The sequence below is a fragment of the Pseudomonas sp. B3G-3 genome (genome assembly GCF_028640915.1).
Lineage (GTDB): Bacteria > Pseudomonadota > Gammaproteobacteria > Pseudomonadales > Pseudomonadaceae > Aquipseudomonas > Aquipseudomonas chlororaphis_I.
This window is the reverse complement of record NZ_JAQZAB010000103.1, coordinates 58,618-79,386: the sequence shown is the minus strand read 5'-3', so window position 1 is coordinate 79,386 and position 20,769 is coordinate 58,618. Positions and strand designations below refer to the sequence as shown.

At 65.7% G+C, this 20,769-nt stretch carries 19 protein-coding genes; 16 read left to right on the top strand and 3 right to left on the bottom strand.

Annotation, left to right across the window (positions count from 1 at the left end):
* Window positions 1-35 precede the first annotated feature (35 nt).
* The 15 genes from paaG (at window position 36) to nhaB (ending at window position 16,483) form a co-directional block, all read left to right on the top strand.
* Window positions 36-827 (top strand): 2-(1,2-epoxy-1,2-dihydrophenyl)acetyl-CoA isomerase PaaG, encoded by a 792-nt coding sequence (paaG, locus tag PVZ80_RS13920; protein WP_028682380.1) that lies wholly within the window; start codon window positions 36-38, stop codon window positions 825-827.
* Window positions 828-829: 2 nt separating this feature from the next.
* Window positions 830-2,347, top strand: a complete 1,518-nt coding sequence (gene paaH / locus PVZ80_RS13915) for a 3-hydroxyacyl-CoA dehydrogenase PaaH (protein ID WP_273864074.1) — start codon at window positions 830-832, stop codon at window positions 2,345-2,347.
* Entirely contained in the window at window positions 2,340-2,789 is a 450-nt protein-coding gene (paaI, locus tag PVZ80_RS13910) for a hydroxyphenylacetyl-CoA thioesterase PaaI (RefSeq protein WP_016704785.1), read from the top strand. Before paaH ends, paaI begins: the two co-directional genes overlap by 8 nt.
* Complete coding sequence (gene pcaF / locus PVZ80_RS13905; RefSeq protein WP_273864073.1) at window positions 2,782-3,987, top strand: 3-oxoadipyl-CoA thiolase; 1,206 nt, start codon at window positions 2,782-2,784, stop codon at window positions 3,985-3,987. The genes paaI and pcaF overlap by 8 nt, the downstream gene beginning before the upstream one ends.
* A 103-nt stretch (window positions 3,988-4,090) precedes the next feature.
* The gene (paaK, locus tag PVZ80_RS13900) at window positions 4,091-5,413 is read left to right on the top strand and encodes a phenylacetate--CoA ligase PaaK (RefSeq protein ID WP_016704783.1); all 1,323 of its coding nucleotides are present in this window, start codon (window positions 4,091-4,093) and stop codon (window positions 5,411-5,413) included.
* Between the two features lie 177 nt (window positions 5,414-5,590).
* Window positions 5,591-6,580 carry a 1,2-phenylacetyl-CoA epoxidase subunit PaaA gene (paaA, locus tag PVZ80_RS13895; protein ID WP_016704782.1) on the top strand — a complete coding sequence of 330 codons (990 nt, stop codon included), beginning with the start codon at window positions 5,591-5,593 and terminating at the stop codon, window positions 6,578-6,580.
* A 65-nt stretch (window positions 6,581-6,645) separates the two neighbouring features.
* Window positions 6,646-6,927, top strand: a complete 282-nt coding sequence (gene paaB / locus PVZ80_RS13890; RefSeq protein WP_007926505.1) for a 1,2-phenylacetyl-CoA epoxidase subunit PaaB — start codon at window positions 6,646-6,648, stop codon at window positions 6,925-6,927.
* A gap of 8 nt (window positions 6,928-6,935) precedes the next feature.
* On the top strand, window positions 6,936-7,697 hold the full coding sequence (gene paaC / locus PVZ80_RS13885) for a 1,2-phenylacetyl-CoA epoxidase subunit PaaC (RefSeq protein WP_124301541.1): 762 nt from the start codon (window positions 6,936-6,938) through the stop codon (window positions 7,695-7,697).
* Window positions 7,684-8,217, top strand: a complete 534-nt coding sequence (paaD, locus tag PVZ80_RS13880; RefSeq protein WP_053268976.1) for a 1,2-phenylacetyl-CoA epoxidase subunit PaaD — start codon at window positions 7,684-7,686, stop codon at window positions 8,215-8,217. The genes paaC and paaD overlap by 14 nt, the downstream gene beginning before the upstream one ends.
* A gap of 24 nt (window positions 8,218-8,241) precedes the next feature.
* A complete protein-coding gene (gene paaE / locus PVZ80_RS13875) occupies window positions 8,242-9,318 on the top strand; it encodes a 1,2-phenylacetyl-CoA epoxidase subunit PaaE (RefSeq protein ID WP_053268975.1) in 1,077 nt (358 codons plus the stop codon).
* Between the two features lie 172 nt (window positions 9,319-9,490).
* On the top strand, window positions 9,491-9,799 hold the full coding sequence (locus tag PVZ80_RS13870; protein WP_009048869.1) for a DUF485 domain-containing protein: 309 nt from the start codon (window positions 9,491-9,493) through the stop codon (window positions 9,797-9,799).
* Window positions 9,796-11,442, top strand: a complete 1,647-nt coding sequence (locus PVZ80_RS13865) for a cation acetate symporter (protein ID WP_028682388.1) — start codon at window positions 9,796-9,798, stop codon at window positions 11,440-11,442. The genes PVZ80_RS13870 and PVZ80_RS13865 overlap by 4 nt, the downstream gene beginning before the upstream one ends.
* A 33-nt stretch (window positions 11,443-11,475) precedes the next feature.
* Window positions 11,476-12,729 carry an OprD family porin gene (locus tag PVZ80_RS13860; RefSeq protein WP_009048867.1) on the top strand — a complete coding sequence of 418 codons (1,254 nt, stop codon included), beginning with the start codon at window positions 11,476-11,478 and terminating at the stop codon, window positions 12,727-12,729.
* 58 nt (window positions 12,730-12,787) lie between these two features.
* A complete protein-coding gene (gene paaZ, locus PVZ80_RS13855) occupies window positions 12,788-14,842 on the top strand; it encodes a phenylacetic acid degradation bifunctional protein PaaZ (protein ID WP_273864072.1) in 2,055 nt (684 codons plus the stop codon).
* A 138-nt stretch (window positions 14,843-14,980) separates the two neighbouring features.
* Entirely contained in the window at window positions 14,981-16,483 is a 1,503-nt protein-coding gene (gene nhaB, locus PVZ80_RS13850) for a sodium/proton antiporter NhaB (protein ID WP_038632226.1), read from the top strand.
* A 308-nt stretch (window positions 16,484-16,791) separates the two neighbouring features.
* On the opposite strand, the gene PVZ80_RS13845 is transcribed toward nhaB, so the two are convergent.
* Genes PVZ80_RS13845 through gnd form a run of 3 tightly spaced genes read right to left on the bottom strand, consistent with a single transcriptional unit; the run spans window position 16,792 to window position 20,140 of the window.
* Complete coding sequence (locus PVZ80_RS13845; protein WP_016704774.1) at window positions 16,792-17,613, bottom strand: HAD family hydrolase; 822 nt, start codon at window positions 17,611-17,613, stop codon at window positions 16,792-16,794.
* Window positions 17,610-19,130 carry a glucose-6-phosphate dehydrogenase gene (gene zwf, locus PVZ80_RS13840; RefSeq protein WP_041984033.1) on the bottom strand — a complete coding sequence of 507 codons (1,521 nt, stop codon included), beginning with the start codon at window positions 19,128-19,130 and terminating at the stop codon, window positions 17,610-17,612. Before zwf ends, PVZ80_RS13845 begins: the two co-directional genes overlap by 4 nt.
* Window positions 19,127-20,140 (bottom strand): phosphogluconate dehydrogenase (NAD(+)-dependent, decarboxylating), encoded by a 1,014-nt coding sequence (gnd, locus tag PVZ80_RS13835; RefSeq protein WP_223265566.1) that lies wholly within the window; start codon window positions 20,138-20,140, stop codon window positions 19,127-19,129. The genes zwf and gnd overlap by 4 nt, the downstream gene beginning before the upstream one ends.
* A gap of 245 nt (window positions 20,141-20,385) precedes the next feature.
* Here gnd and PVZ80_RS13830 point away from each other — a divergent pair, with 245 nt between their 5' ends.
* Window positions 20,386-20,559 (top strand): DUF6026 family protein, encoded by a 174-nt coding sequence (locus tag PVZ80_RS13830; RefSeq protein WP_007922719.1) that lies wholly within the window; start codon window positions 20,386-20,388, stop codon window positions 20,557-20,559.
* Window positions 20,560-20,769 lie beyond the last annotated feature (210 nt).

Below are 20,769 nucleotides of genomic sequence, written 5' to 3'. Positions count from 1 at the left end.
ACGACTCACACGACCCGTCAGAGAGCGCCAGAACCATGAACTTCGAACACATCCTGTTTTCCGTCGAGGCCGGCGTCGCCCTCCTCAGCCTGAACCGCCCCGAGCAGCTCAACAGCTTCAATGCGCAGATGCATGGCGAGGTCCGCGAAGCGCTCAAGCAGGTGCGCGCCAATCCCGAGGCCCGGGTGCTGCTGTTGACCGGCGAAGGCCGTGGCTTCTGTGCCGGCCAGGACCTGAGCGACCGCAACGTCGCCCCCGGCGCGGAGGTGCCGGACCTGGGCGAGTCCATCGAACGTTTCTACAACCCGCTGATCCGCCAGTTGCGCGACCTGCCGCTGCCGGTGATCTGCGCGGTGAACGGCGTGGCCGCCGGGGCCGGGGCCAACATTCCCCTGGCCTGCGACCTGGTGCTGGCCGGTCGTTCGGCCAGCTTTATCCAGGCGTTCTGCAAGATCGGCCTGATCCCCGACTCCGGCGGAACCTGGACCTTGCCGCGCCTGGTCGGCATGGCGCGGGCCAAGGCCCTGGCCCTGCTGGGCAATCGCCTGACGGCCGAACAGGCCGAGCAATGGGGCCTGATCTATCGCTGCGTCGAAGATGCCGAGTTGCGTGACGAAGCCCTCAAGCTCGCACGCCACCTGGCCACCCAGCCGACCTACGGCCTGGCGCTGATCAAGCGCAGCCTCAACGCCAGCCTGAACAACAGCTTCGACGAACAGCTGGAACTGGAAAAAGACCTGCAACGCCTGGCCGGGCGCAGCGAGGATTACCGCGAAGGCGTGAGTGCCTTCATGGACAAACGCACACCGACCTTCAAGGGGCGCTGAACATGAGCGCACTGACACTCCAGGCCCGTGTCGCGGTGATCGGCGCCGGCGCGATGGGCGCCGGCATCGCCCAGGTCGCGGCCCAGGCCGGCCACCCGGTCTGGCTGCTGGACAACCGCCCGGGTGCCGCGGCGCAAGCCATCGCCGGCATCGACCGGCAACTCGCCAGGCGCGTGGCCAACGGCAAGCTCGACGCCCAGGCGCACAGGGCAAGCATGGCCCGGTTGCAGGCCGCCGAATCCATCGAGCAACTGGCCGACAGCGAGCTGATCGTCGAAGCCATCGCCGAGAACCTCGAAGCCAAGCGTGAGCTGTTTCGCCAACTGGAAAGCCTGTGCCGCGACAGTTGCATCCTCGCCAGCAACACCTCTTCGCTGTCGATCACCCGCATCGCCGCCGGCCTGAAGCATCCCGAACGCCTGCTGGGCCTGCACTTTTTCAACCCGGCGCCGGTGATGCCGCTGGTCGAGGTCGTCTCGGGGCTGGCCAGCGACCGGCAACTGGCGCAGTGCCTTTACGACACCGCGACAAACTGGGGCAAGAAGCCGGTGCACACCCGCTCCACCCCGGGCTTTATCGTCAATCGCGTGGCCCGGCCGTTCTACGCCGAAAGCCTGCGCCTGTTGCAGGAAGGCGCCAGCGACTGCGCCACCCTCGACGCCCTGCTGCGCGAAGCCGGTGGTTTTGCCATGGGTGCCTTCGAGCTGACGGACCTGATCGGCCATGACGTCAACTACGCAGTGACCCGCTCGGTCTTCGAGGCCTATTACGGCGACATGCGCTTTCAGCCGTCACTGATCCAGCAGGAACTGGTGGATGCCGGGCATTTCGGCCGCAAGAGTGGCCAGGGCTTCTATTCCTATGCCGAGGGCGCCGAACGCCCAGCCCCTGTCGAGCTGCACAGCGATCAGCCCATCGAACACTGTGTGGTCGAGGGCGACCTGGGGGTTGCCCAAGGTTTGCTGCAACGCCTGCGCGAGTCCGGCGTGCGCCTGGTCGAGCGCGACGGCCCTGGCCTGTTGCGGGTCGGCGACGCAGTACTGGCTGTCAGCGACGGGCGCCTGGCCAGCCAGCGCGCCCGCGACCACGGTTTGAGCAACCTGATCCTGCTGGACCTGGCCCATGACTATGCCAGCGCTGGCCGCCTGGCCATCAGCTGCTGCGCCGGCACCAGCCCACTGGCCCGCGACCAGGCGGTGGCACTGTTGCAACGCGCCGGGTTCAAGGTCAGCCAGCTCAGCGACAGCCCGGGGCTGCTGGTCCTGCGCACCGTGGCGATGCTCGCCAACGAGGCCGCCGACGCCTTGCTGCAAGGCGTGGCCTCGGCGGTGGACATCGACCTGGCGATGCGCGCCGGGGTCAATTATCCAGAAGGCCCCCTGGCCTGGGCCGACCGCCTGGGCCTGCCATGGGTGCTCGAGGTCCTGCAAAACCTGCAGGCCGCCTACGGCGAGGAACGTTATCGACCGTCCCTGCTGTTGCGCCGCCGGGTTGCCGAAGGGAGGACGCTGCATGCTTGATCACCCTGCCATGAGCCTGGCCAGCGCGTGCGCCCAGAGCCTGTTCAAACGCGACAACGCCAGCCAGGCGCTGGGCATGCGCCTGCTGTCGGTGGCGCCCGGCGCCGCCCGGCTGGGCATGAGCGTGCGCGAAGACATGCTGCAAGGCCACGGCACTTGCCACGGTGGCTTGCTGTTCACCCTGGCGGACTCGGCCTTCGCCCTGGCCTGCAATACCTACGACGAAGCCACGGTGGCCATCGGCTGCAGCATCGACTACATCGCCCCGGCCCGCCTCGGCGACACCCTGACCGCCGACTGCATCGAGCAAAGCCGCAGCGGCCGCACCGGCAACTACGACGTGCGGATCGAAAACCAGCATGGCGTGCTGATCGCCCTGTTCCACGGCAAATCCTACAAAGTGCGCGGCCCGGTGCTGGCGCAGGAGACCCCCAATGAATGACGCCCTGATCATCGATGCAGTCCGCACCCCCATCGGCCGTTACGGCGGCGCCCTGAGCAGCGTGCGCGCCGACGACCTGGGCGCAGTGCCGTTGCGCGCCCTGATGCAGCGTAATCCCGGAGTCGACTGGAGCCGGGTCGACGAAGTGATCTACGGCTGCGCCAACCAGGCCGGCGAAGACAACCGCAACGTGGCGCGCATGTCGGCGCTGCTCGCCGGGTTGCCGGTGGAGGTCCCCGGTACCACCCTCAACCGCTTGTGCGGCTCCGGCCTGGACGCCATCGGCACCGCCGCCCGCGCCCTGCGTTGTGGCGAGGCCCGGCTGGTGCTGGCCGGCGGCGTCGAATCGATGTCCCGCGCGCCGCTGGTGATGGGCAAGGCGCAGACCGCGTTTTCCCGCCAGGCCGAGCTGTTCGACACCACCATCGGCTGGCGCTTCGTCAATCCGCTGATGGAACAAGGCTTCGGCATCGACTCGATGCCGGAAACCGCGGAAAACGTCGCCGCGCAGTTCGGCATTTCCCGCGCCGACCAGGACACCTTCGCCCTGCGCAGCCAGCAGCGGGCCGCGGCGGCGCAAGCCAGCGGACGCCTGGCCAGGGAAATAGTCGCGGTGTCCATTCCCCAGCGCAAAGGCCCGCCGACCCTGGTCGAGCACGACGAGCATCCGAGGGGCGACACCACCCTCGAACAGCTGCAGAAGCTCGGCACGCCATTCCGCCAGGGCGGCAGCGTCACCGCGGGCAACGCCTCGGGGGTCAACGACGGTGCCTGCGCCCTGTTGCTGGCCAACGCGGTAACCGCGCAACGCTACGGCCTCAAGGCGCGTGGTCGGGTGGTCGCCATGGCCACCGCCGGGGTCGAGCCACGGATCATGGGCATCGGCCCGGTGCCGGCCACGCGCAAGGTGCTGGAGCTGGCCCGGCTGAGCCTGGCGGACATGGACGTGATCGAACTCAACGAAGCGTTCGCCGCCCAGGGCCTGGCGGTGCTGCGCGAGCTGGGCCTGGCGGACGACGACGAGCGGGTCAACCCCAACGGCGGCGCGATCGCCCTGGGCCACCCCCTGGGCATGAGCGGCGCGCGCCTGGTGACCACCGCGCTGCACGAACTGGAGCAACGCCAGGGTCGCTACGCCTTGTGCACCATGTGCATCGGTGTGGGCCAGGGCATCGCCCTGATCGTCGAACGAGTTTAAGACCAGATACACCCGCGCCCGGAGCCCCCCGCGGGTATCCTGGGCGCAGGCACTCAGGAGTCGCCCGCCGGCGGCTCGACACAACAATAATTCGAGTGAAGCCATGAACATGCCAATTGCCAAAGCCGTGCTTGATCCTCTGCTGGACCCGCTGGAAACCGCCAGCGTCGACCAGTTGCGCCAGCATCAACTGGAACGCCTGCGCTGGAGCCTGAACCACGCCTACCGGAATGTGCCGCTGTACCGTCAGCGCTTCGACGCGCTGGGCGTGCACCCCGACGATGTGCGCAGCCTGGAGGACCTGGCGAAGTTCCCGTTCACCAGCAAGTCCGACCTGCGCGACAACTACCCCTACGGCATGTTCGCCGTGCCGATCCAGGATGTGGTGCGCCTGCACGCCTCCAGCGGCACCACCGGCAAGCCGACGGTGGTCGGCTACACCCAGAACGACATCGACACCTGGGCCAGGGTGGTCGCGCGCTCGATTCGCGCCGCCGGCGGCCGGCGTGGCGACAAGGTCCATGTGTCCTACGGCTACGGCCTGTTCACCGGCGGCCTGGGGGCGCACTACGGCGCCGAGCGCCTGGGCTGCACGGTGATCCCGATGTCCGGTGGCCAGACCGAAAAACAGGTGCAGCTGATCAAGGACTTCCAGCCGGACATCATCATGGTCACGCCCTCCTACATGCTCAACATCGCCGACGAGATCGAGCGCCAGGGCATCGATCCGCAAAAGCTCGCCCTGCGCCTGGGGATCTTCGGCGCCGAACCCTGGACCGCCGAACTGCGCAGCGCCATCGAGCAGCGCCTGGGCATCACCGCGCTGGATATCTACGGACTCTCGGAAATCATGGGCCCCGGCGTGGCCATGGAATGCGCCGAGACCAAGGACGGGCCGACCATCTGGGAGGACCACTTCTACCCCGAGATCATCGACCCGGTGACCGGCCAGGTGTTGCCGGATGGCCAGATGGGCGAGCTGGTGTTCACCTCGCTGAGCAAGGAAGCCCTGCCGATGATCCGCTACCGCACCCGCGACCTGACCCGCCTGCTGCCCGGTACGGCGCGGCCCATGCGGCGTATCGACAAGATCACCGGGCGCAGCGACGACATGCTGATCATTCGCGGGGTCAACGTGTTCCCCACGCAGATCGAGGAGCAGGTGCTCAAGGTCCGGCAACTCTGCGAATGCTACGAGATCCACCTGTACCGCAACGGCAACCTCGACAGCGTCGAGGTGCATGTGGAGCTCAAGAACGAGCACCGACAGCTGGGCGACGAGCAGCAGAAAGCCATCTGCGACGAACTGAGCCGGCACATCAAAACCTACATCGGCATCAGCTCGCGTATCGTTTTGCGCCCGGCCTTTTCCCTCAAGCGCTCCGAGGGCAAGGCCAGCCACGTGGTGGACAATCGGCAGAAATAGGCCTTTCCAAGCTTAAAACCCCGCTTCGGCGGGGCTTTTTTTGCCCGAGGGAAAACCCTTGCCGGGCAAAGCGATACAAAAACATATACGACACGTTATTTTGTGTTTGATATTTATTTTTGTATCACATATAAAGTTCTCCATGCCCAGGCAATCCTTCACGGCAGGAGACGCACCATGTACGCACAGCTGGTAGAGACCGGAGTCAAAAGCATCAAGCCCCGTTCGGAGATGTCCGAACAGGAACGTGCCTTCCAGGAAAAAATCGATTCGGAAATCAAGATCGAAGCCAAGAACTGGATGCCGGATGCCTATCGGCAAACCCTGATCCGGCAGATTTCCCAGCACGCCCATTCGGAAATCGTCGGCATGCTGCCCGAAGGCAACTGGGTGACCCGCGCCCCGACCCTCAAGCGCAAGCTGCAACTGATGGCCAAGATCCAGGACGAAGCCGGCCACGGCCTGTACCTGTACAGCGCGATGGAAACCCTGGGCGCCGACCGCGACGAGGAAATCGCCAAGCTGCACAGCGGCCGCGCCAAGTACTCGAGCATCTTCAACTACCCGACGCTGAACTGGGCCGACATGGGCGCGGTGGGCTGGCTGGTGGACGGCGCGGCGATCGTCAATCAGGTGGTGCTGCAGCGCACCTCCTACGGCCCCTACTCCCGGGCCATGGTGCGCATCTGCAAGGAAGAGAGCTTCCACCAGCGCCAGGGCTACGAAATCCTCCTGACCCTGATGCGCGAGGGCAACCAGGCGCAGAAGGACATGGTCCAGGACGCCATCAACCGCCTGTGGTGGCCGGCCCTGATGATGTTCGGCCCCAGCGACGAACACTCGCCCAACAGCGCGCAGTCCATGGCCTGGAAGATCAAGCGCCAGAGTAACGACGAACTGCGCCAGCGCTTCATCGACCAGACCATCCCGCAGCTGGAACTGCTCGGCTGCACCTGCCCGGACCCGGACTTGAAGTGGAACGCCGAACGCGGCCACTACGACTTCGGCGAGATCCAGTGGGACGAATTCTACGAAGTGCTCAAGGGCAACGGCCCGTGTAACCAGGAACGCGTCGCCACCCGGCGCAAGGCCATCGAGGATGGCGCCTGGGTCCGCGAAGCCGCGGTCGCCCACGCCCGCAAGAAAGCCAATAAAAACGCCGCGTGAACCCTGGCCGCGGCAACCCGCGGCCAGGGCCACAGCGCTTCAGCCCCTGATGTGGAGTCACCCTTATGTCTGAATGGACCCTCTTCGAAGTCTTCGTGCGCAGCAAGCACGGGCTCAACCACAAGCACGTCGGCAGCGTGCACGCCGCCGACAGCGCCATGGCCATCGAGAACGCCCGCGAGCTCTACACCCGCCGCAGCGAAGGCGTGAGCCTGTGGGTGGTGCCCTCGGCGCTGATCGTCGCCTCGTCCCCGGATGAAAAGGACCCGCTGTTCGACCCGGCGGACGACAAGGTCTATCGCCACGCCAGCTTCTACGAACTGCCGGCCGAAGTCGGGCACATGTGAGGTCGACCATGAACACGCAAAACGAATTGATCCAGTACCTGCTGCGCCTGGGCGACAGCGCCCTGGTCCAGGGCCAGCGCCTGTGCCAGTGGTGCGGCCGCGCGCCGGCCCTGGAGGAAGAACTGGCGCTGATGAACGTCGGCCTCGACCTGGTGGGCCAGGCCCGCAACTGGCTGGACTACGCCGCCGAACTGCTGGACGACGGCCGCGACGCCGACCACCTGGCGTTCCGCCGCGACGAGCGGGCCTATCGCAACCTGCTGCTGGTGGAGCAGCCCAACGGCGATTTCGCCGTGACCCTGCTCAAGCAGTTTCTCTACGACGCCTGGCACCTGGAAGTGCTCAAGGGCCTGGCCCGGTCCAGCGACGAGCGCATCGCCGGGATCGCCGCCAAGGCGGTGAAGGAAGTCACTTATCACCTGCGCCGCTCCAGCGAATGGGTCGAGCGCCTGGGCGACGGCACCGAGCACAGCCACCAGCGCATGCTGGAGGCGATCCCCCTGCTCTGGCGCTTCACCGTCGAGTTGATCAGCGGCGACGACAGCGAAAACCACCTGCACGACGCCGGCCTCATCGCCGACCCCGCGCAGGTCGCCAGCGCCTGGCAGGCCACGGTGACGCGGATCTTCGCCAGCGCCACCCTGCCCCTGCCAGCGGCCCCCAGCCATTTCTACCTGGACGCCCGCCGCGGCCTGCACAGCGAACACCTGGGCATTCTGCTGGCGGAAATGCAGGCGCTGCCACGAGCGTACCCCGATGCGACCTGGTGAGCTGATTTCCAGCGACCGTGGCGCCCGTGCCCTGCAACCGGGCGACCTGGAGGCGGCCTGGAACATCCTCGGCGCGGTCATGGACCCGGAGGTGCCGGTGGTCAGCGTGGTGGAGCTGGGCATCGTCCGCGACCTCGGCTGGCACGACGGCCACCTGCAGGTGGTGGTCACCCCGACCTATTCCGGCTGCCCGGCCACCGAGGTGATCGAGGGCGATATCCGTGCCGCCCTGGAACTCGCCGGGTTTCCCGCGCCCCGCCTGCAACGCCGACTGACCCCGGCCTGGAGCACCGACTGGATCACCGCCAGCGGCCGCGAACGGCTGCGGGCCTACGGCATCGCCCCGCCTGTGGGCAGTAGCAGCAAGCGCAGCCTGCTGGGCGAAAGCGCTGCCATCTGTTGTCCGCAATGTGGCAGCAGCCACACCGAACAGCTCAGCGAGTTCGGCTCGACCGCCTGCAAGGCGCTGTATCGCTGCCGGGACTGCCTGGAGCCGTTCGACTATTTCAAGTGCATCTGACGCCGTGTCAGTGGGAGAACAACCATGAGCAAATTCCACAGCCTGACCATCAAGGATGTGCGCAGCGAAACCCGCGACGCGGTGTCCATCGCCTTCGAGATTCCGCAGCACCTGCAGGACAGCTTTCATTTCACCCAGGGCCAGCACCTGGTAATGCGCACCCAACTGGATGGCGAGGAAGTGCGCCGCTCCTATTCGATCTGCGCCGGGGTCAACGACGGCGAGCTGCGCATTGCCGTGAAGCGCGTGGCCGGCGGGCGCTTTTCGGCGTTCGCCAATGACCGGCTCAAGCCCGGGCATTGCCTGGACGTGATGCCGCCGGCCGGGCACTTCCATGTCCAGCTCGACCCCGTGCGCCATGGCCAGTACCTGGCGGTGGCGGCCGGCAGCGGCATCACGCCGATCCTGTCGATCATCAAGAGCACCCTGGAAACCGAGCCCCACAGCCGCGTCACCCTGCTGTACGGCAACCGCGCAAGCTCCGCCGCCCTGTTTCGCGAACAGCTGGAAGACCTGAAGAACCGCTACCTGCAACGCCTGAACCTGATCTTCGTGTTCAGCCGCGAACAGCAGGACATCGACCTCTACAACGGCCGGATCGACGCCGACAAATGCGCCCGGCTGTTTTCCCGCTGGCTCGACGTCAAGGCCCTGGACGCCGCCTTCATCTGTGGCCCGCAGGCGATGACCGAAACCGTGCGCGACAGCCTGAAAGCCCACGGCATGGCCGCCGAGCGCATTCACTTCGAGCTGTTCGCCGCCGCTGGCAGCCCGCACAAGCGCGAGGAGCGCGAGGCGGCCCGGCAGCTCGATGCGGCGGTCAGCCAGATCACCGTGATCAGCGACGGTCGCGCCCTGGCCTTCGACCTGCCGCGCAACAGCCAGAGCATCCTCGATGCCGGCAATGCCCAGGGCGCCGAGCTGCCCTATTCGTGCCGCGCCGGGGTGTGCTCCACCTGCAAGTGCAAGGTGATCGAAGGCGAAGTGGAAATGGACAGCAACCACGCCCTCGAGGACTACGAAGTGGCGGCCGGGTACGTACTGTCGTGCCAGTCGTTCCCGGTCAGCGACAAGGTGGTGCTGGACTTCGACCAGCTCTGACCTGTGGCCGCTGCCGGAGGCTGCGATCGACTTGGGCGCCACTCCGACGAAGCGGGCGCACGGTCTTGAGATCGCTGAAAGCCTTCGGCCTTATCGCAGCCTGCGGCAGCGGCTACAGAAAAAATTCACCGCGTTTCAACCAAAACAAAAACAACATCAAGAGAGCGCTCCCATGACCCCGCAAGACATCGAACAGATCCGCCAGCACCCCGACTTCGTCCAACTGGTGCGGCGCAAACAGAACCTCTACTGGTCCCTGACCCTGGCCATGCTGGTGATCTACTACGGCTTCGTGCTGCTGGTGGCGTTTTCCCCCAGCACCCTGGGGCGCTCGCTGAGTGGCGGGGTGACCACGGTCGGCATGCTGGTGGGCGTGGCGATCGTGCTGCTGGCCTTCGCCCTCACCGGCTTTTACGTCTATCGCGCCAATAACGTGATCGACCCGCTGAACGAAAAGCTCAAGCAGGAGTGCGCCCAATGAAGCCCTTGCTGGCGTTGTTCGCCCTGCCGTGCGTGTTCGCCACCGACCTGGCACTGGCCGCCGAAGGCAGCGCGCGCCCCTTGAACTGGAACGCCATCGGCATGTTCCTGGTGTTTGTCCTGTTCACCCTCGGCGTCACCCGCTGGGCCGCCCTGCGCACCCGCTCGGCCAGCGACTTCTATACCGCCGGCGGCGGCATGAGCGGCTTGCAGAACGGCCTGGCGATCGCCGGCGACATGATCTCCGCGGCGTCCTTCCTGGGCATCTCGGCGATGATGTTCCTCAACGGCTACGACGGATTGCTGTACGCCCTGGGCGTGCTCGCCGGCTGGCCGATCATCCTGTTCCTGATCGCCGAACGCCTGCGCAACCTGGGCAAGTACACCTTCGCCGACGTGGTGTCCTACCGCCTGGAACAGACCCCGGTGCGCCTGACCTCGGCCTTCGGCACCCTGACCGTGGCCCTGATGTACCTGGTGGCGCAGATGGTCGGCGCCGGCAAGCTGATCGAGCTGCTGTTCGGCATCAGCTACCTCTATGCGGTGATGCTGGTCGGCGTGCTGATGGTGTTCTACGTGACCTTCGGCGGCATGCTCGCCACCACCTGGGTGCAGATCATCAAGGCGGTGATGCTGCTGTTCGGCACCAGCTTCATGGCCTTCATGGTGCTCCGGCATTTCGGCTTCAGCACCGAGGCGATGTTCGCCGGGGCCAGCGCCGTGCATGCCAAGGGCAGCGCGATCATGGCCCCCGGCGGGCTGCTGTCGAACCCCATCGATGCCATTTCCCTGGGCCTGGGCATGATGTTCGGCACCGCTGGCCTGCCGCATATCCTGATGCGCTTCTTTACCGTCAGCGACGCCAAGGAAGCGCGCAAGAGCGTGTTCTACGCCACCGGCTTCATCGGCTACTTCTACCTGCTGCTGATCGTGGTCGGCTTCGGCGCGATCGTCATGGTCGGCACCGACCCGGCGTTCCGCGACGCCAACGGCGCGATCATCGGCGGCGGCAACATGATCGCCGTGCACCTGGCCCAGGCGGTGGGCGGCAACCTGTTCCTCGGCTTCATCTCGGCGGTGGCCTTCGCCACCATCCTCGCGGTGGTCGCCGGCCTGGCGCTGTCCGGCGCCTCGGCGGTGTCCCACGACCTGTATGCCTGCGTGCTGCGCAAGGGCCAGGCCAGCGAGCAGCAGGAAATGCGCGTGTCGCGCATCGCCACCCTGTGCATCGGCGTGCTGGCGATCGTCCTCGGCCTGCTGTTCGAGTCGCAGAACATCGCCTTCCTGTCCGGGCTGGTGCTGGCCATCGCCGCCTCGGTGAATTTCCCGGTGCTGTTCCTTTCGATGTTCTGGAAAGGCCTGACCACCCGCGGCGCCGTGACCGGCAGCCTGGCCGGGCTGGTGTCGGCGATCGTGCTGCTGGTGCTGAGCCCGGCGGTCTGGGTCAACGTGCTGCATCACGAACGGGCGCTGTTCCCCTACTCCAACCCGGCGCTGTTCTCCATGAGCCTGGCGTTCTTCAGCGCCTGGCTGTTCTCGGTGACCGACACCTCGGCGCGGGCCGAGCTGGAGCGTGGTCGCTACCTCGCGCAGTTCATCCGTTCGATGACCGGCATCGGCGCCTCCGGCGCCAGCAAACACTGACCCCGTTCCGATCGATGACAGGGAATAACAACAATGAACCCCGTTTCCATCGCCTCACCGAAACACCTGCTGCCGGCCATGGCCTCGCTGGGCCTGGGCCTGTTCACCTGCAGCGTACAAGCCGACTTCATCAGTGACAGCAAGGCACGGATCGAAATGCGCAACCACTACATCAACCGTGACTTCCGCCAGGCCAACGCCGCGCAGTCCAAGGCCGAGGAATGGGCCCAGGGCTTCACCGCGCGGATCGAGTCCGGCTACACCGAGGGCACCCTGGGTTTCGGCCTGGATGCCCTTGGCGAGCTCGGGCTCAAGCTCGACTCCAGCCCGGATCGCCGTGGCACCGGCCTGCTGCCGTTCGGCCCCAACAGCCACGAACCGGCGGACGAGTTCAGCGAACTGGGCCTGACCGGCAAGCTGCGCCTGTCGAAAAGCGTCTTGAAGATCGGCACCCTGCAACCGCTGCTGCCCGTGGCGACGTACAACGACACCCGCCTGCTCGGCTCGACCTTCCAGGGCGGCCTGCTGACCAGCCAGGAAATCAGCGGCCTGACGGTAAATGCCGGGCGCCTGACCGAAGCCAACCTGCGCGATTCCTCGAGCAACGACGACATCGGTTATGGCGCCGCCCGCAGCGATCATTTCGACTTCGCCGGCGCCAGCTACGCCTTCAGCCCGCAACTGAGCCTCAGCTATTACTACGGCAAGCTCGAACAGATCTATCGCCAGCACTACCTCGGCCTGCTGCATACCCAGCCCCTGGGCGGCGGCTTCAGCCTGCGCAGCGACCTGCGCTACTTCGACAGCCGTGGCGACGGCGCCGAGCGTGCCGGGCGGATCGACAACCGCAACTTCAATAGCATGTTCAGCCTGATCAAGGGCCCGCACAAAATCAGCGCCACCTGGCAGCAACTGTCCGGCGACAGCGCCTTCCCGTTCCTCAACGGTGGCGATCCCTACGTGGTCAACCTGGTGACCTACAACACCTACACCCGCGCCGAGGAAGATTCCTGGCAGCTGCGCTACGACTACGACTTCGCGGCCATGGGCCTGCCCGGCCTGACCTTCATGACCCGCTACACCGACGGCCGCCACGTCAAGGCGGGCACTGTCGACAACGGCCGCGAAACCGAGCGCGACACCGACATCACCTACGTGATCCAGAGTGGACCGCTGAAGGACCTGAGCCTCCGCTGGCGCAACGTGACCTTTCGTTCGGGCAACGGCCTGGCCACCGACCTCGACGAGAACCGCCTGATCCTCGGCTACACCCTGGCTCTTTGGTAAACCCCGCCGGCGCGGTCGTTGGCCGCGCCGGCCTCATTCATCATCCGGAGGAATCGTGATGCCTCACGCCCCTACCCTGCAAAGCTTCATCGCCGGCCGCTGGATCGGCCAACACGGCGCCCAGGTGCTGCGCAGCGCCATCGACGGCCACGAACTGGCCCGCACCCACGAGGAGCGCCTGGATTTCGCCGAGGCGCTCGACCATGGCCGGCGCCAGGGCATCGCCTCCCTCATGGCCCTGGACTTCCAGCAGCGCGCCCAGCGGCTCAAGGCGCTGGCGCTGTACCTGAGCGAACGCAAGGAACAGCTGTACGCGATCTCCCACCACAGCGGCGCCACCCGCGCCGACAGCTGGATCGACATCGAGGGCGGCAACAGCACCCTGTTCACCTATGCCAGCCTGGGTTCGCGGGAACTGCCCTCGGGCAATATCGTCCACGAAGGCCCGGCGCTGCAGCTGAGCAAGCTCGGCAGCTTCGCCGGCACCCATATCCTGGTGCCCCGCGGTGGCCTGGCGGTGCATATCAACGCGTTCAACTTCCCGATCTGGGGCATGCTGGAAAAATTCGCCCCGAGCTTCCTCGCCGGCATGCCGTGCATCGTCAAGCCGGCCACCGCCACCAGCTACCTGACCGAAGCCGCGGTACGCCTGATGGATGAATCGGGGCTGTTGCCCGCCGGCAGCCTGCAACTGGTGATCGGCAGTACCGGCGACCTGCTGGATCGCCTGCAGGGCCAGGACGTATTGACCTTCACCGGTTCGGCCGACACCGCGGCCAAGCTGCGCGCCAATCCGCAGCTGATTCGCAACTCGGTGCCGTTCAATGCCGAGGCCGACTCGCTGAACTGCGCGATCCTCGCCCCGGACGTGAGCCCGGACGACGAAGAGTTCGAGCTGTTCATCAAGGAAGTGGCCCGGGAAATGACCACCAAGGCCGGGCAGAAATGCACCGCCATTCGCCGCGCCATCGTGCCGGCCAGGCACATCGACGCGGTCGCCAGCCGCCTGCGCGACAGGCTGGCCAAGGTGGTGGTCGGCGATCCGGCGGTGGAAGGCGTGCGCATGGGCGCGCTGGCCTCCCACGACCAGCAACGGGACGTGGCCGGACGCCTGGAGAGCCTGCTACAGAGCAGCGACCTGTTGTTCGGCGCCCGCGACGGCTTCGAGCCGCGCGGTACAAACACCAGCCAGGGCGCGTTCTTCGCCCCGACCCTGTTGCAGGCTCGCGACCCGCATGCCGAAGGCGGCGCCCACGATATCGAGGCCTTCGGCCCGGTCAGCACGCTGATGGCCTATGACGACCTCGACGAAGCCCTGGCCCTGGCCGCGCGAGGCAAAGGCAGCCTGGTGGCCAGCCTGGTGACCCGCGATCCACACATCGCCGCCAAGGCCATCCCGGTGGCCGCGGCCTGGCACGGGCGCTTGCTGGTGCTGGACCGCGAATCCGCCGCCGAATCCACCGGCCATGGCTCGCCGCTGCCGCAACTCAAGCACGGCGGCCCGGGTCGCGCCGGCGGCGGTGAAGAGCTCGGTGGCCTGCGCGCGGTGAAGCACTACCTGCAACGGGCGGCGGTGCAAGGCTCGCCGACCATGCTGGCGGCGGTCACCGGTGAATACGTGCGGGGCGCCAAGGTCATCGAGACCGAGGTGCATCCGTTCCGCCGGTTCTTCCAGGACCTGCAGATCGGCGAGTCGCTGCTGACCCACAGGCGCACGGTGACCGAGGCCGACCTGGTGAACTTCGGCTGCCTGTCCGGCGACCACTTCTATATGCACTTCGACGAGATCGCGGCCAAGGAGTCGCAGTTCGGCAAGCGCATCGCCCACGGTTATTTCGTGCTGTCGGCGGCAGCCGGGCTGTTCGTGTCCCCGGCGCCGGGCCCGGTGCTGGCCAACTACGGCCTGGATACCCTGCGCTTCATCAACCCGGTGGGCATCGGCGACACCATCCAGGCGCGCCTGACCTGCAAGCGCAAGATCGACCAGGGCAAGAAGAGCCCGCAAGGCATCCCCCAGGGCGTGGTGGCCTGGGACGTGGAGGTCAGCAACCAGTTGGGTGAACTGGTGGCCAGCTACGACATCCTGACCCTGGTGGTCAAACGCGAAGACTGACCGACGCGGCCCGCAGGAGCTGGTTTATCGGCTCCTGCACGGGCCTCGGTGGCATTTGTGGCAAAAGGTTTCAGAGTTTCTTGATCTTCACCGGTGCTTGCGGCAAGTTGCGCGCTTCGTCAATACAAGGAGCAGCCAATGTCCGGTTCACTGGCCCAGGCTTTCACCCACAACTTTCTCGGCCATTCACCGCGCTGGTACAAAGCCAGCATCCTCGCCTTCCTGCTGCTCAACCCCTTGCTGCTGTTCACGGTCGGCCCGGTGGCGGCCGGCTGGATGCTGGTGGCCGAGTTCATCTTCGCCCTGGCCATGGCCCTCAAGTGCTACCCGCTGATGCCCGGCGGCCTGCTGGTGCTGGAAGCCGTGGCGCTGGGCATGACCACGCCCCAGGCGCTGTACGACGAACTGGTGCACAACTTCCCGGTGATCCTGCTGCTGATGTTCATGGTGGCCGGCATCTATTTCATGAAGGAACTGCTGCTGTTCCTGTTCTCCCGGCTGTTGCTGGGGGTGCGTTCCAAGGCGCTGCTGGGCCTGCTGTTCTGCTTTCTCTCGGCCTTCCTCTCGGCGTTTCTCGACGCGCTGACGGTCACCGCGGTGATCATCAGCGCCGCGGTGGGCTTCTATTCGGTGTATCACCGGGTGGCCTCCGGCAACGACCCGCGCCAGGACAGCGAATTCAACGACGACCAGCACCTGCCTCAGTTGCATCACCAGGACCTGGAACAATTCCGCGCCTTCCTGCGCAGCCTGCTGATGCATGGCGCGGTGGGCACCGCCCTGGGTGGCGTCTGCACCCTGGTGGGCGAGCCGCAGAACCTGCTGATCGGCCATGAAATGGGTTGGCACTTCGCCGACTTCTTCCTCAAGGTCGCCCCGGTGTCCCTGCCGGTGTTGGTGGCCGGTCTGGTGACCTGCGTGCTGCTGGAGAAACTGCGCTGGTTCGGCTACGGCACCCTGCTGCCGGACAACGTGCGCGCGGTGCTGGCCAACTACGCCGCCGAAGACAACGCCGAACGCACCGACCGGCAACGCGCGGCGCTGCTGGTACAGGGCGTGGCCGCGCTGATCCTGATTGCCGCGCTGGCCCTGCATATCGCCGAGGTCGGCCTGATCGGCCTGATGGTGATCGTGCTGATTACCGCCTTCACCGGCATCACCGACGAGCACCGCCTGGGCAATGCCTTCAAGGATGCGATGCCGTTCACCGCCCTGCTGGTGGTGTTTTTCGCGGTGGTGGCAGTGATTCACGACCAGCAGCTGTTCACCCCGCTGATCCAGTGGGTGCTGGCGCTGCCGGCGGGCCAGCAGCCGGGCATGCTGTTTATCGCCAACGGGCTGTTGTCGGCCATCAGCGATAACGTGTTCGTCGCCACCATCTACATCACCGAAGTGAAGCAGGCCTTCGTTTCCGGGCAGATGAGCCGCGAGCACTTCGAGACCCTGGCGGTGGCGATCAACACCGGCACCAACCTGCCGAGCGTGGCCACGCCCAACGGCCAGGCGGCGTTCCTGTTCCTGCTGACCTCGGCGATCGCGCCGCTGGTGCGCCTGTCGTATGGGCGCATGGTGTGGATGGCGCTGCCTTACACCCTGGTGATGGGTGTGCTGGGCTGGTATGCGGTGAGTTACTGGCTGTAAAGGACTGTAGCCGCTGCCGAGCCCGCGAGGCTGCGATCGGCAACGCAGTTGCCGCAAAACCTGCCTCCGTGATCTGCCTGGATAAAGGCGTTCGCCGGGTTGCGACGGCTGCGCCGCCGATCGCAGCCTGCGGCAGCGGCTACAGGGATCGCGGTGTCGNNGTAGCCGCTGCCGAGCCCGCGAGGCTGCGATCGGCAACGCAGTTGCCGCAAAACCTGCCTCCGCGATCTGCATGAATGAAGGCGTTCGCCGGGTTGCGACGGCTGCGCCGCTGATCGCAGCCTGCGGCAGCGGCTACAGGTTTTGCATTAGCGCGGCAGGATAAATCGTTCGATCGCTTCGGCGGCGCCATCGGCGACATTGCTGCCCGTCACCAGGTCGGCCTGGCGTTGTACCGCCGCTTCGGCCTGGCCCATGGCAATCGACAACCCGGCCTGCTGGAACATCGCCGGGTCGTTGCCACCATCCCCCAGCGCCGCGGTGCGCTCCAGCGGCACCCCGAGAAACTCCGCCAGGGTGATCAGCGCCTGCCCCTTGTTGGCCTGCAACGCCGTCACATCCAGGTACACCGGCTGCGAACGGGAGATTTGCGCCTGCCCGCCGACCTGCGCCAGCAAACGCGCCTCCAGCTCCACCAACAGCTCGGTGTCGGCACTGGCGGCGACTATCTTGTCGATGCGCGGCAGATAGTCATCGAAACACTCCACCACCACGGGCGGATAACCCAGGCCATGCTGCTCGCGCGGCACCATCGGCCCGTGGGGATTGCGCAGCAGCCATTCACCGTCGGCAAACACCCAGACCTCCACTTCCGGCTGCGGCGACAGCAGCGCCAGGACCGTGTTGGCGACCGCTACCGGCACAGGGTGGCGCACCAGGAAACTGCCATCGGGATTGACGATGGTGCCGCCATTGAACGCCGCGGTCGGCAGGTCGACGCCCAGGGCTTCGATCTGCTGCAACATGGCCCGCGGCGGCCGCCCGGTGGCCAGGCTGAAGTACACCCCGGCTTCGCGCAGCGCGCGTACCGCGGCGATGGTGCGTTGGCTCAGGCTGTGATCGGGCAGCAGCAAGGTGCCGTCCATATCACTGAGCAGGAACTGGATGGGATGCTGCCCCTCGCCCCTCATCCGAGGCTGTGCCATTCGCGGCCGTCGCGGGTCAGCAACTCGTCGCCGGCCGCCGGTCCGTCTTCGCCGGCCCGGTAGATATGGACCTTGGCCTTTTCCTTCCAGGCATCGAGGAACGGCTGCACCGCACGCCAGCCGTTCTCGATGTTGTCGGCGCGCTGGAACAGGGTCTGGTCGCCAGTCAGGCAATCGTAGATCAGCGTCTCGTAGCCGGTGGAAGGCTGCATCTCGAAGAAGTTCTTGTAGGCGAACCCCAGCTCGATATTGGCCATCTCCAGGGTCGGCCCGGGCTTTTTCGCCAGCAGGTCGAACCACATGCCTTCATTGGGCTGGATCTGGATGCGCAGGTAGGTCGGCTGCAAGTGGTCGACCTCGGTATCGCGGAACTGCGCGTACGGCGCAGGCTTGAAGCAGATGGCGATCTCGGTGTCGCGCACGCTCATGCGCTTGCCGGTGCGCAGGTAGAACGGCACGCCGACCCAGCGCCAGTTGTCGATCATCACCTTGAGGGCGACGTAGGTTTCGGTGTTGCTGTCCGCGGCCACGTTGGCCTCTTCGCGGTAGCCGGCCACCGGCTTGTCGCCCGCCTTGCCCGCCACGTACTGGCCACGCACCGAGTTGGCCAGGGCATCTTCGGTGCTCCAGGGACGAATCGCCCCCACCACCTTGGCCTTTTCGCCGCGCACCGCATCGGCGCCAAAGGCGGCCGGCGGTTCCATGGCGACCATCGCCAGCAGCTGGAACAGGTGGTTGGGCACCATGTCGCGCAGGGCACCGGTGTTTTCATAAAAGCTGCCACGGGTTTCCACCCCGACGGTTTCCGCCGCGGTGATCTGCACGTGGTCGATGTAATGGTTGTTCCAGAAAGCCTCGAACAGGCTGTTGGAGAAACGGCTGACCAGAATGTTCTGCACCGTCTCCTTGCCCAGGTAATGGTCGATCCGATAGATCTGCTTCTCGCTCATCACCTTGAGCAGGCATTCGTTCAGCGCTTGCGCCGTTTGCAGGTCGGAGCCGAACGGCTTTTCGACCACCACCCGGCGAAACGCATTGTCGCCTTCGACCAGCAACCCCGACGCGCCCAGGCGCTGCACCACTTCACTGAAGAAGCGCGGTGCGGTGGCCAGGTAGAACACCGCATTGCCGGTGCCGCTGGCGGCGATTTTCGCCGCCAGCGCGTCGTAGGTGCTGTCGTCCAGGAAGTCGCCCTGGACATAGCTGATGCCATTGGCCAGCTTGGCCCAGAGCGCCGGGTCCAGCGCTTGCGCGCCGTTGCCGACCTTGCCGGCGGCCTCGGTGCGAATGAAGTCCTCGAGCTTCTTGGCGAAGTCCACATCGCTGATCGCGTTGTGATCGACGCCGACAATCTTCAACCCCTCATCCAGCAAGCCGTCACGGTTGAGGTTGTACAGCGCCGGCATCAGCAGGCGCTTGACCAGGTCGCCATGGGCGCCGAACAGAAACAGTGTGGTGGGTGGAGCGGGTTGAGCCTTGGACTTCTTTCGCGAGGAGGTCATTTTTTCGGAGTCTCCACGTGGCCGCCGAAGCCGAAGCGCATGGCCGACAGCATCTTGTCGCCATAGGTGCTCTGCTGGCGGGAACGGAAACGGGCGAACAGCGAGCTCGACAGCACAGGAACCGGCACTGCCTGCTCGATGGCGGCTTCGATGGTCCAGCGACCTTCACCGCTGTCGGCCACTTCGCCGGAGAAACCGTCGAGTTGCGGATCGGTGGCCAGGGCGTCGGCGGTCAGGTCCAGCAACCAGGACGAGACCACGCTGCCGCGGCGCCAGACTTCGGCGATATCGGCGACGTTGAGGTCGAAGCGCTGGTCTTCCGGCAGGCTTGGCGAGGCTTTGGTCTTGAGGATGTCGAAGCCCTCGGCGAAGGCCTGCATCATGCCGTACTCGATGCCGTTGTGGATCATCTTGACGAAGTGCCCGGCACCGGCGGGGCCGGCGTGGATGTAACCGCGCTCGGCGCGATCGTCTTCAGCCACCCGGTCCTTGGTCCGCGGGATGTCGCCCATGCCCGGTGCCAGCGCATCGAACAGCGGGTCCAGGCGGCGCACCACCTCGGCGTCGCCGCCGATCATCATGCAGTAGCCGCGCTCCAGGCCCCAGACGCCGCCGGAGGTGCCGACGTCGATGTAGTTCAGGCCCTTTTCCGCCAGCGCCTGGGCGCGACGAATGTCGTCCTTATAGTAGGTGTTGCCGCCATCGATGATCACGTCGCCCGGTTCGAGCAACTGGCTGAGGGTTTCGATGGTGTCTTCGGTGGGCGCGCCAGCCGGCAGCATGACCCAGACCGCGCGTGGCTTTTCCAGGCCGGCGACCAGGGCCGGCAGGTCGGCGACGCCCTTGGCGCCTTCGCCACTCAGGGTGCTGACAAAAGCGCTGTTGCGGTCATAGACCACGGTTTCATGCCCATTGAGCATCAGGCGCCGCGCAATGTTCCCGCCCATGCGGCCCAGTCCGATAATCCCCAGTTGCATGTGCTGATGCTCCTTACTACTAAATTGTGTCAAAAGGTTATAGCCCAACGAGGCCAGTGAGGGTTAGTCCAGAGCGGCTGGACTAAGTTTCCTAAAGCAGTGTTTCCCAAGCAGTGAGTGGATAACGACGCGAATCGCCGCGAAGGCACAACGACCGCTGAAAATAAAAAAGTTCCCTTTGCCGGCAAAAGAAATCAAAATTGCCGCCGATAGTGTTTCAGGCCCCGGAATTCGAGCGGCCGGACCACAGTTGATGCACGCCATTTGCGAGGTGAGCAATGGGCACAGTACTACCGGCACGACCTGCACAAACCCTCTACGTCACTATCCGTCGTGACGAGTTGCGCGAACTGAAGAACGAGCGCGACCAGTTGAAGCAAGAGCTGGCGCAACTGCGCCTGGCATTGCAGAACCAGGGTCAGGTGGCTGCCGTCACCCAGCTCCACGCCTGAGGATCCGAGGAACCCGCCCGTCGCGGCCGGTCCTTGCAACAGGTTGTTAATGAAGCCGGCCGAGTCCTCGATGGATCGCCGGCTTCTTTTTGCCCGTCGCCTTTTACCCTACCCGCCTCCTGGCGACGGCATTATCTGACACGCAGGTACCAACTCACAAAGTTTTCACACCTTCTTATGGATACTCCGGCGCAATATTGCCGCCCCCAC

Bases quoted from the DNA above. Each gene is read 5' to 3' on its own strand.
- PVZ80_RS13830 (WP_007922719.1), top strand. From the start codon at position 20,386: ATGGGCACAGTACTACCGGCACGACCTGCACAAACCCTCTACGTCACT.
- paaZ (WP_273864072.1), top strand. From the start codon at position 12,788: ATGCCTCACGCCCCTACCCTGCAAAGCTTCATCGCCGGCCGCTGGATC.
- paaC (WP_124301541.1), top strand. From the start codon at position 6,936: ATGAACACGCAAAACGAATTGATCCAGTACCTGCTGCGCCTGGGCGAC.
- zwf (WP_041984033.1), bottom strand. From the start codon at position 19,130: ATGACCTCCTCGCGAAAGAAGTCCAAGGCTCAACCCGCTCCACCCACC.
- paaG (WP_028682380.1), top strand. From the start codon at position 36: ATGAACTTCGAACACATCCTGTTTTCCGTCGAGGCCGGCGTCGCCCTC.
- nhaB (WP_038632226.1), top strand. From the start codon at position 14,981: ATGTCCGGTTCACTGGCCCAGGCTTTCACCCACAACTTTCTCGGCCAT.
- paaE (WP_053268975.1), top strand. From the start codon at position 8,242: ATGAGCAAATTCCACAGCCTGACCATCAAGGATGTGCGCAGCGAAACC.
- paaK (WP_016704783.1), top strand. From the start codon at position 4,091: ATGAACATGCCAATTGCCAAAGCCGTGCTTGATCCTCTGCTGGACCCG.
- paaB (WP_007926505.1), top strand. From the start codon at position 6,646: ATGTCTGAATGGACCCTCTTCGAAGTCTTCGTGCGCAGCAAGCACGGG.
- paaH (WP_273864074.1), top strand. From the start codon at position 830: ATGAGCGCACTGACACTCCAGGCCCGTGTCGCGGTGATCGGCGCCGGC.
- paaI (WP_016704785.1), top strand. From the start codon at position 2,340: ATGCTTGATCACCCTGCCATGAGCCTGGCCAGCGCGTGCGCCCAGAGC.
- pcaF (WP_273864073.1), top strand. From the start codon at position 2,782: ATGAATGACGCCCTGATCATCGATGCAGTCCGCACCCCCATCGGCCGT.
- PVZ80_RS13870 (WP_009048869.1), top strand. From the start codon at position 9,491: ATGACCCCGCAAGACATCGAACAGATCCGCCAGCACCCCGACTTCGTC.
- PVZ80_RS13845 (WP_016704774.1), bottom strand. From the start codon at position 17,613: ATGAGGGGCGAGGGGCAGCATCCCATCCAGTTCCTGCTCAGTGATATG.
- PVZ80_RS13865 (WP_028682388.1), top strand. From the start codon at position 9,796: ATGAAGCCCTTGCTGGCGTTGTTCGCCCTGCCGTGCGTGTTCGCCACC.
- PVZ80_RS13860 (WP_009048867.1), top strand. From the start codon at position 11,476: ATGAACCCCGTTTCCATCGCCTCACCGAAACACCTGCTGCCGGCCATG.
- paaD (WP_053268976.1), top strand. From the start codon at position 7,684: ATGCGACCTGGTGAGCTGATTTCCAGCGACCGTGGCGCCCGTGCCCTG.
- paaA (WP_016704782.1), top strand. From the start codon at position 5,591: ATGTACGCACAGCTGGTAGAGACCGGAGTCAAAAGCATCAAGCCCCGT.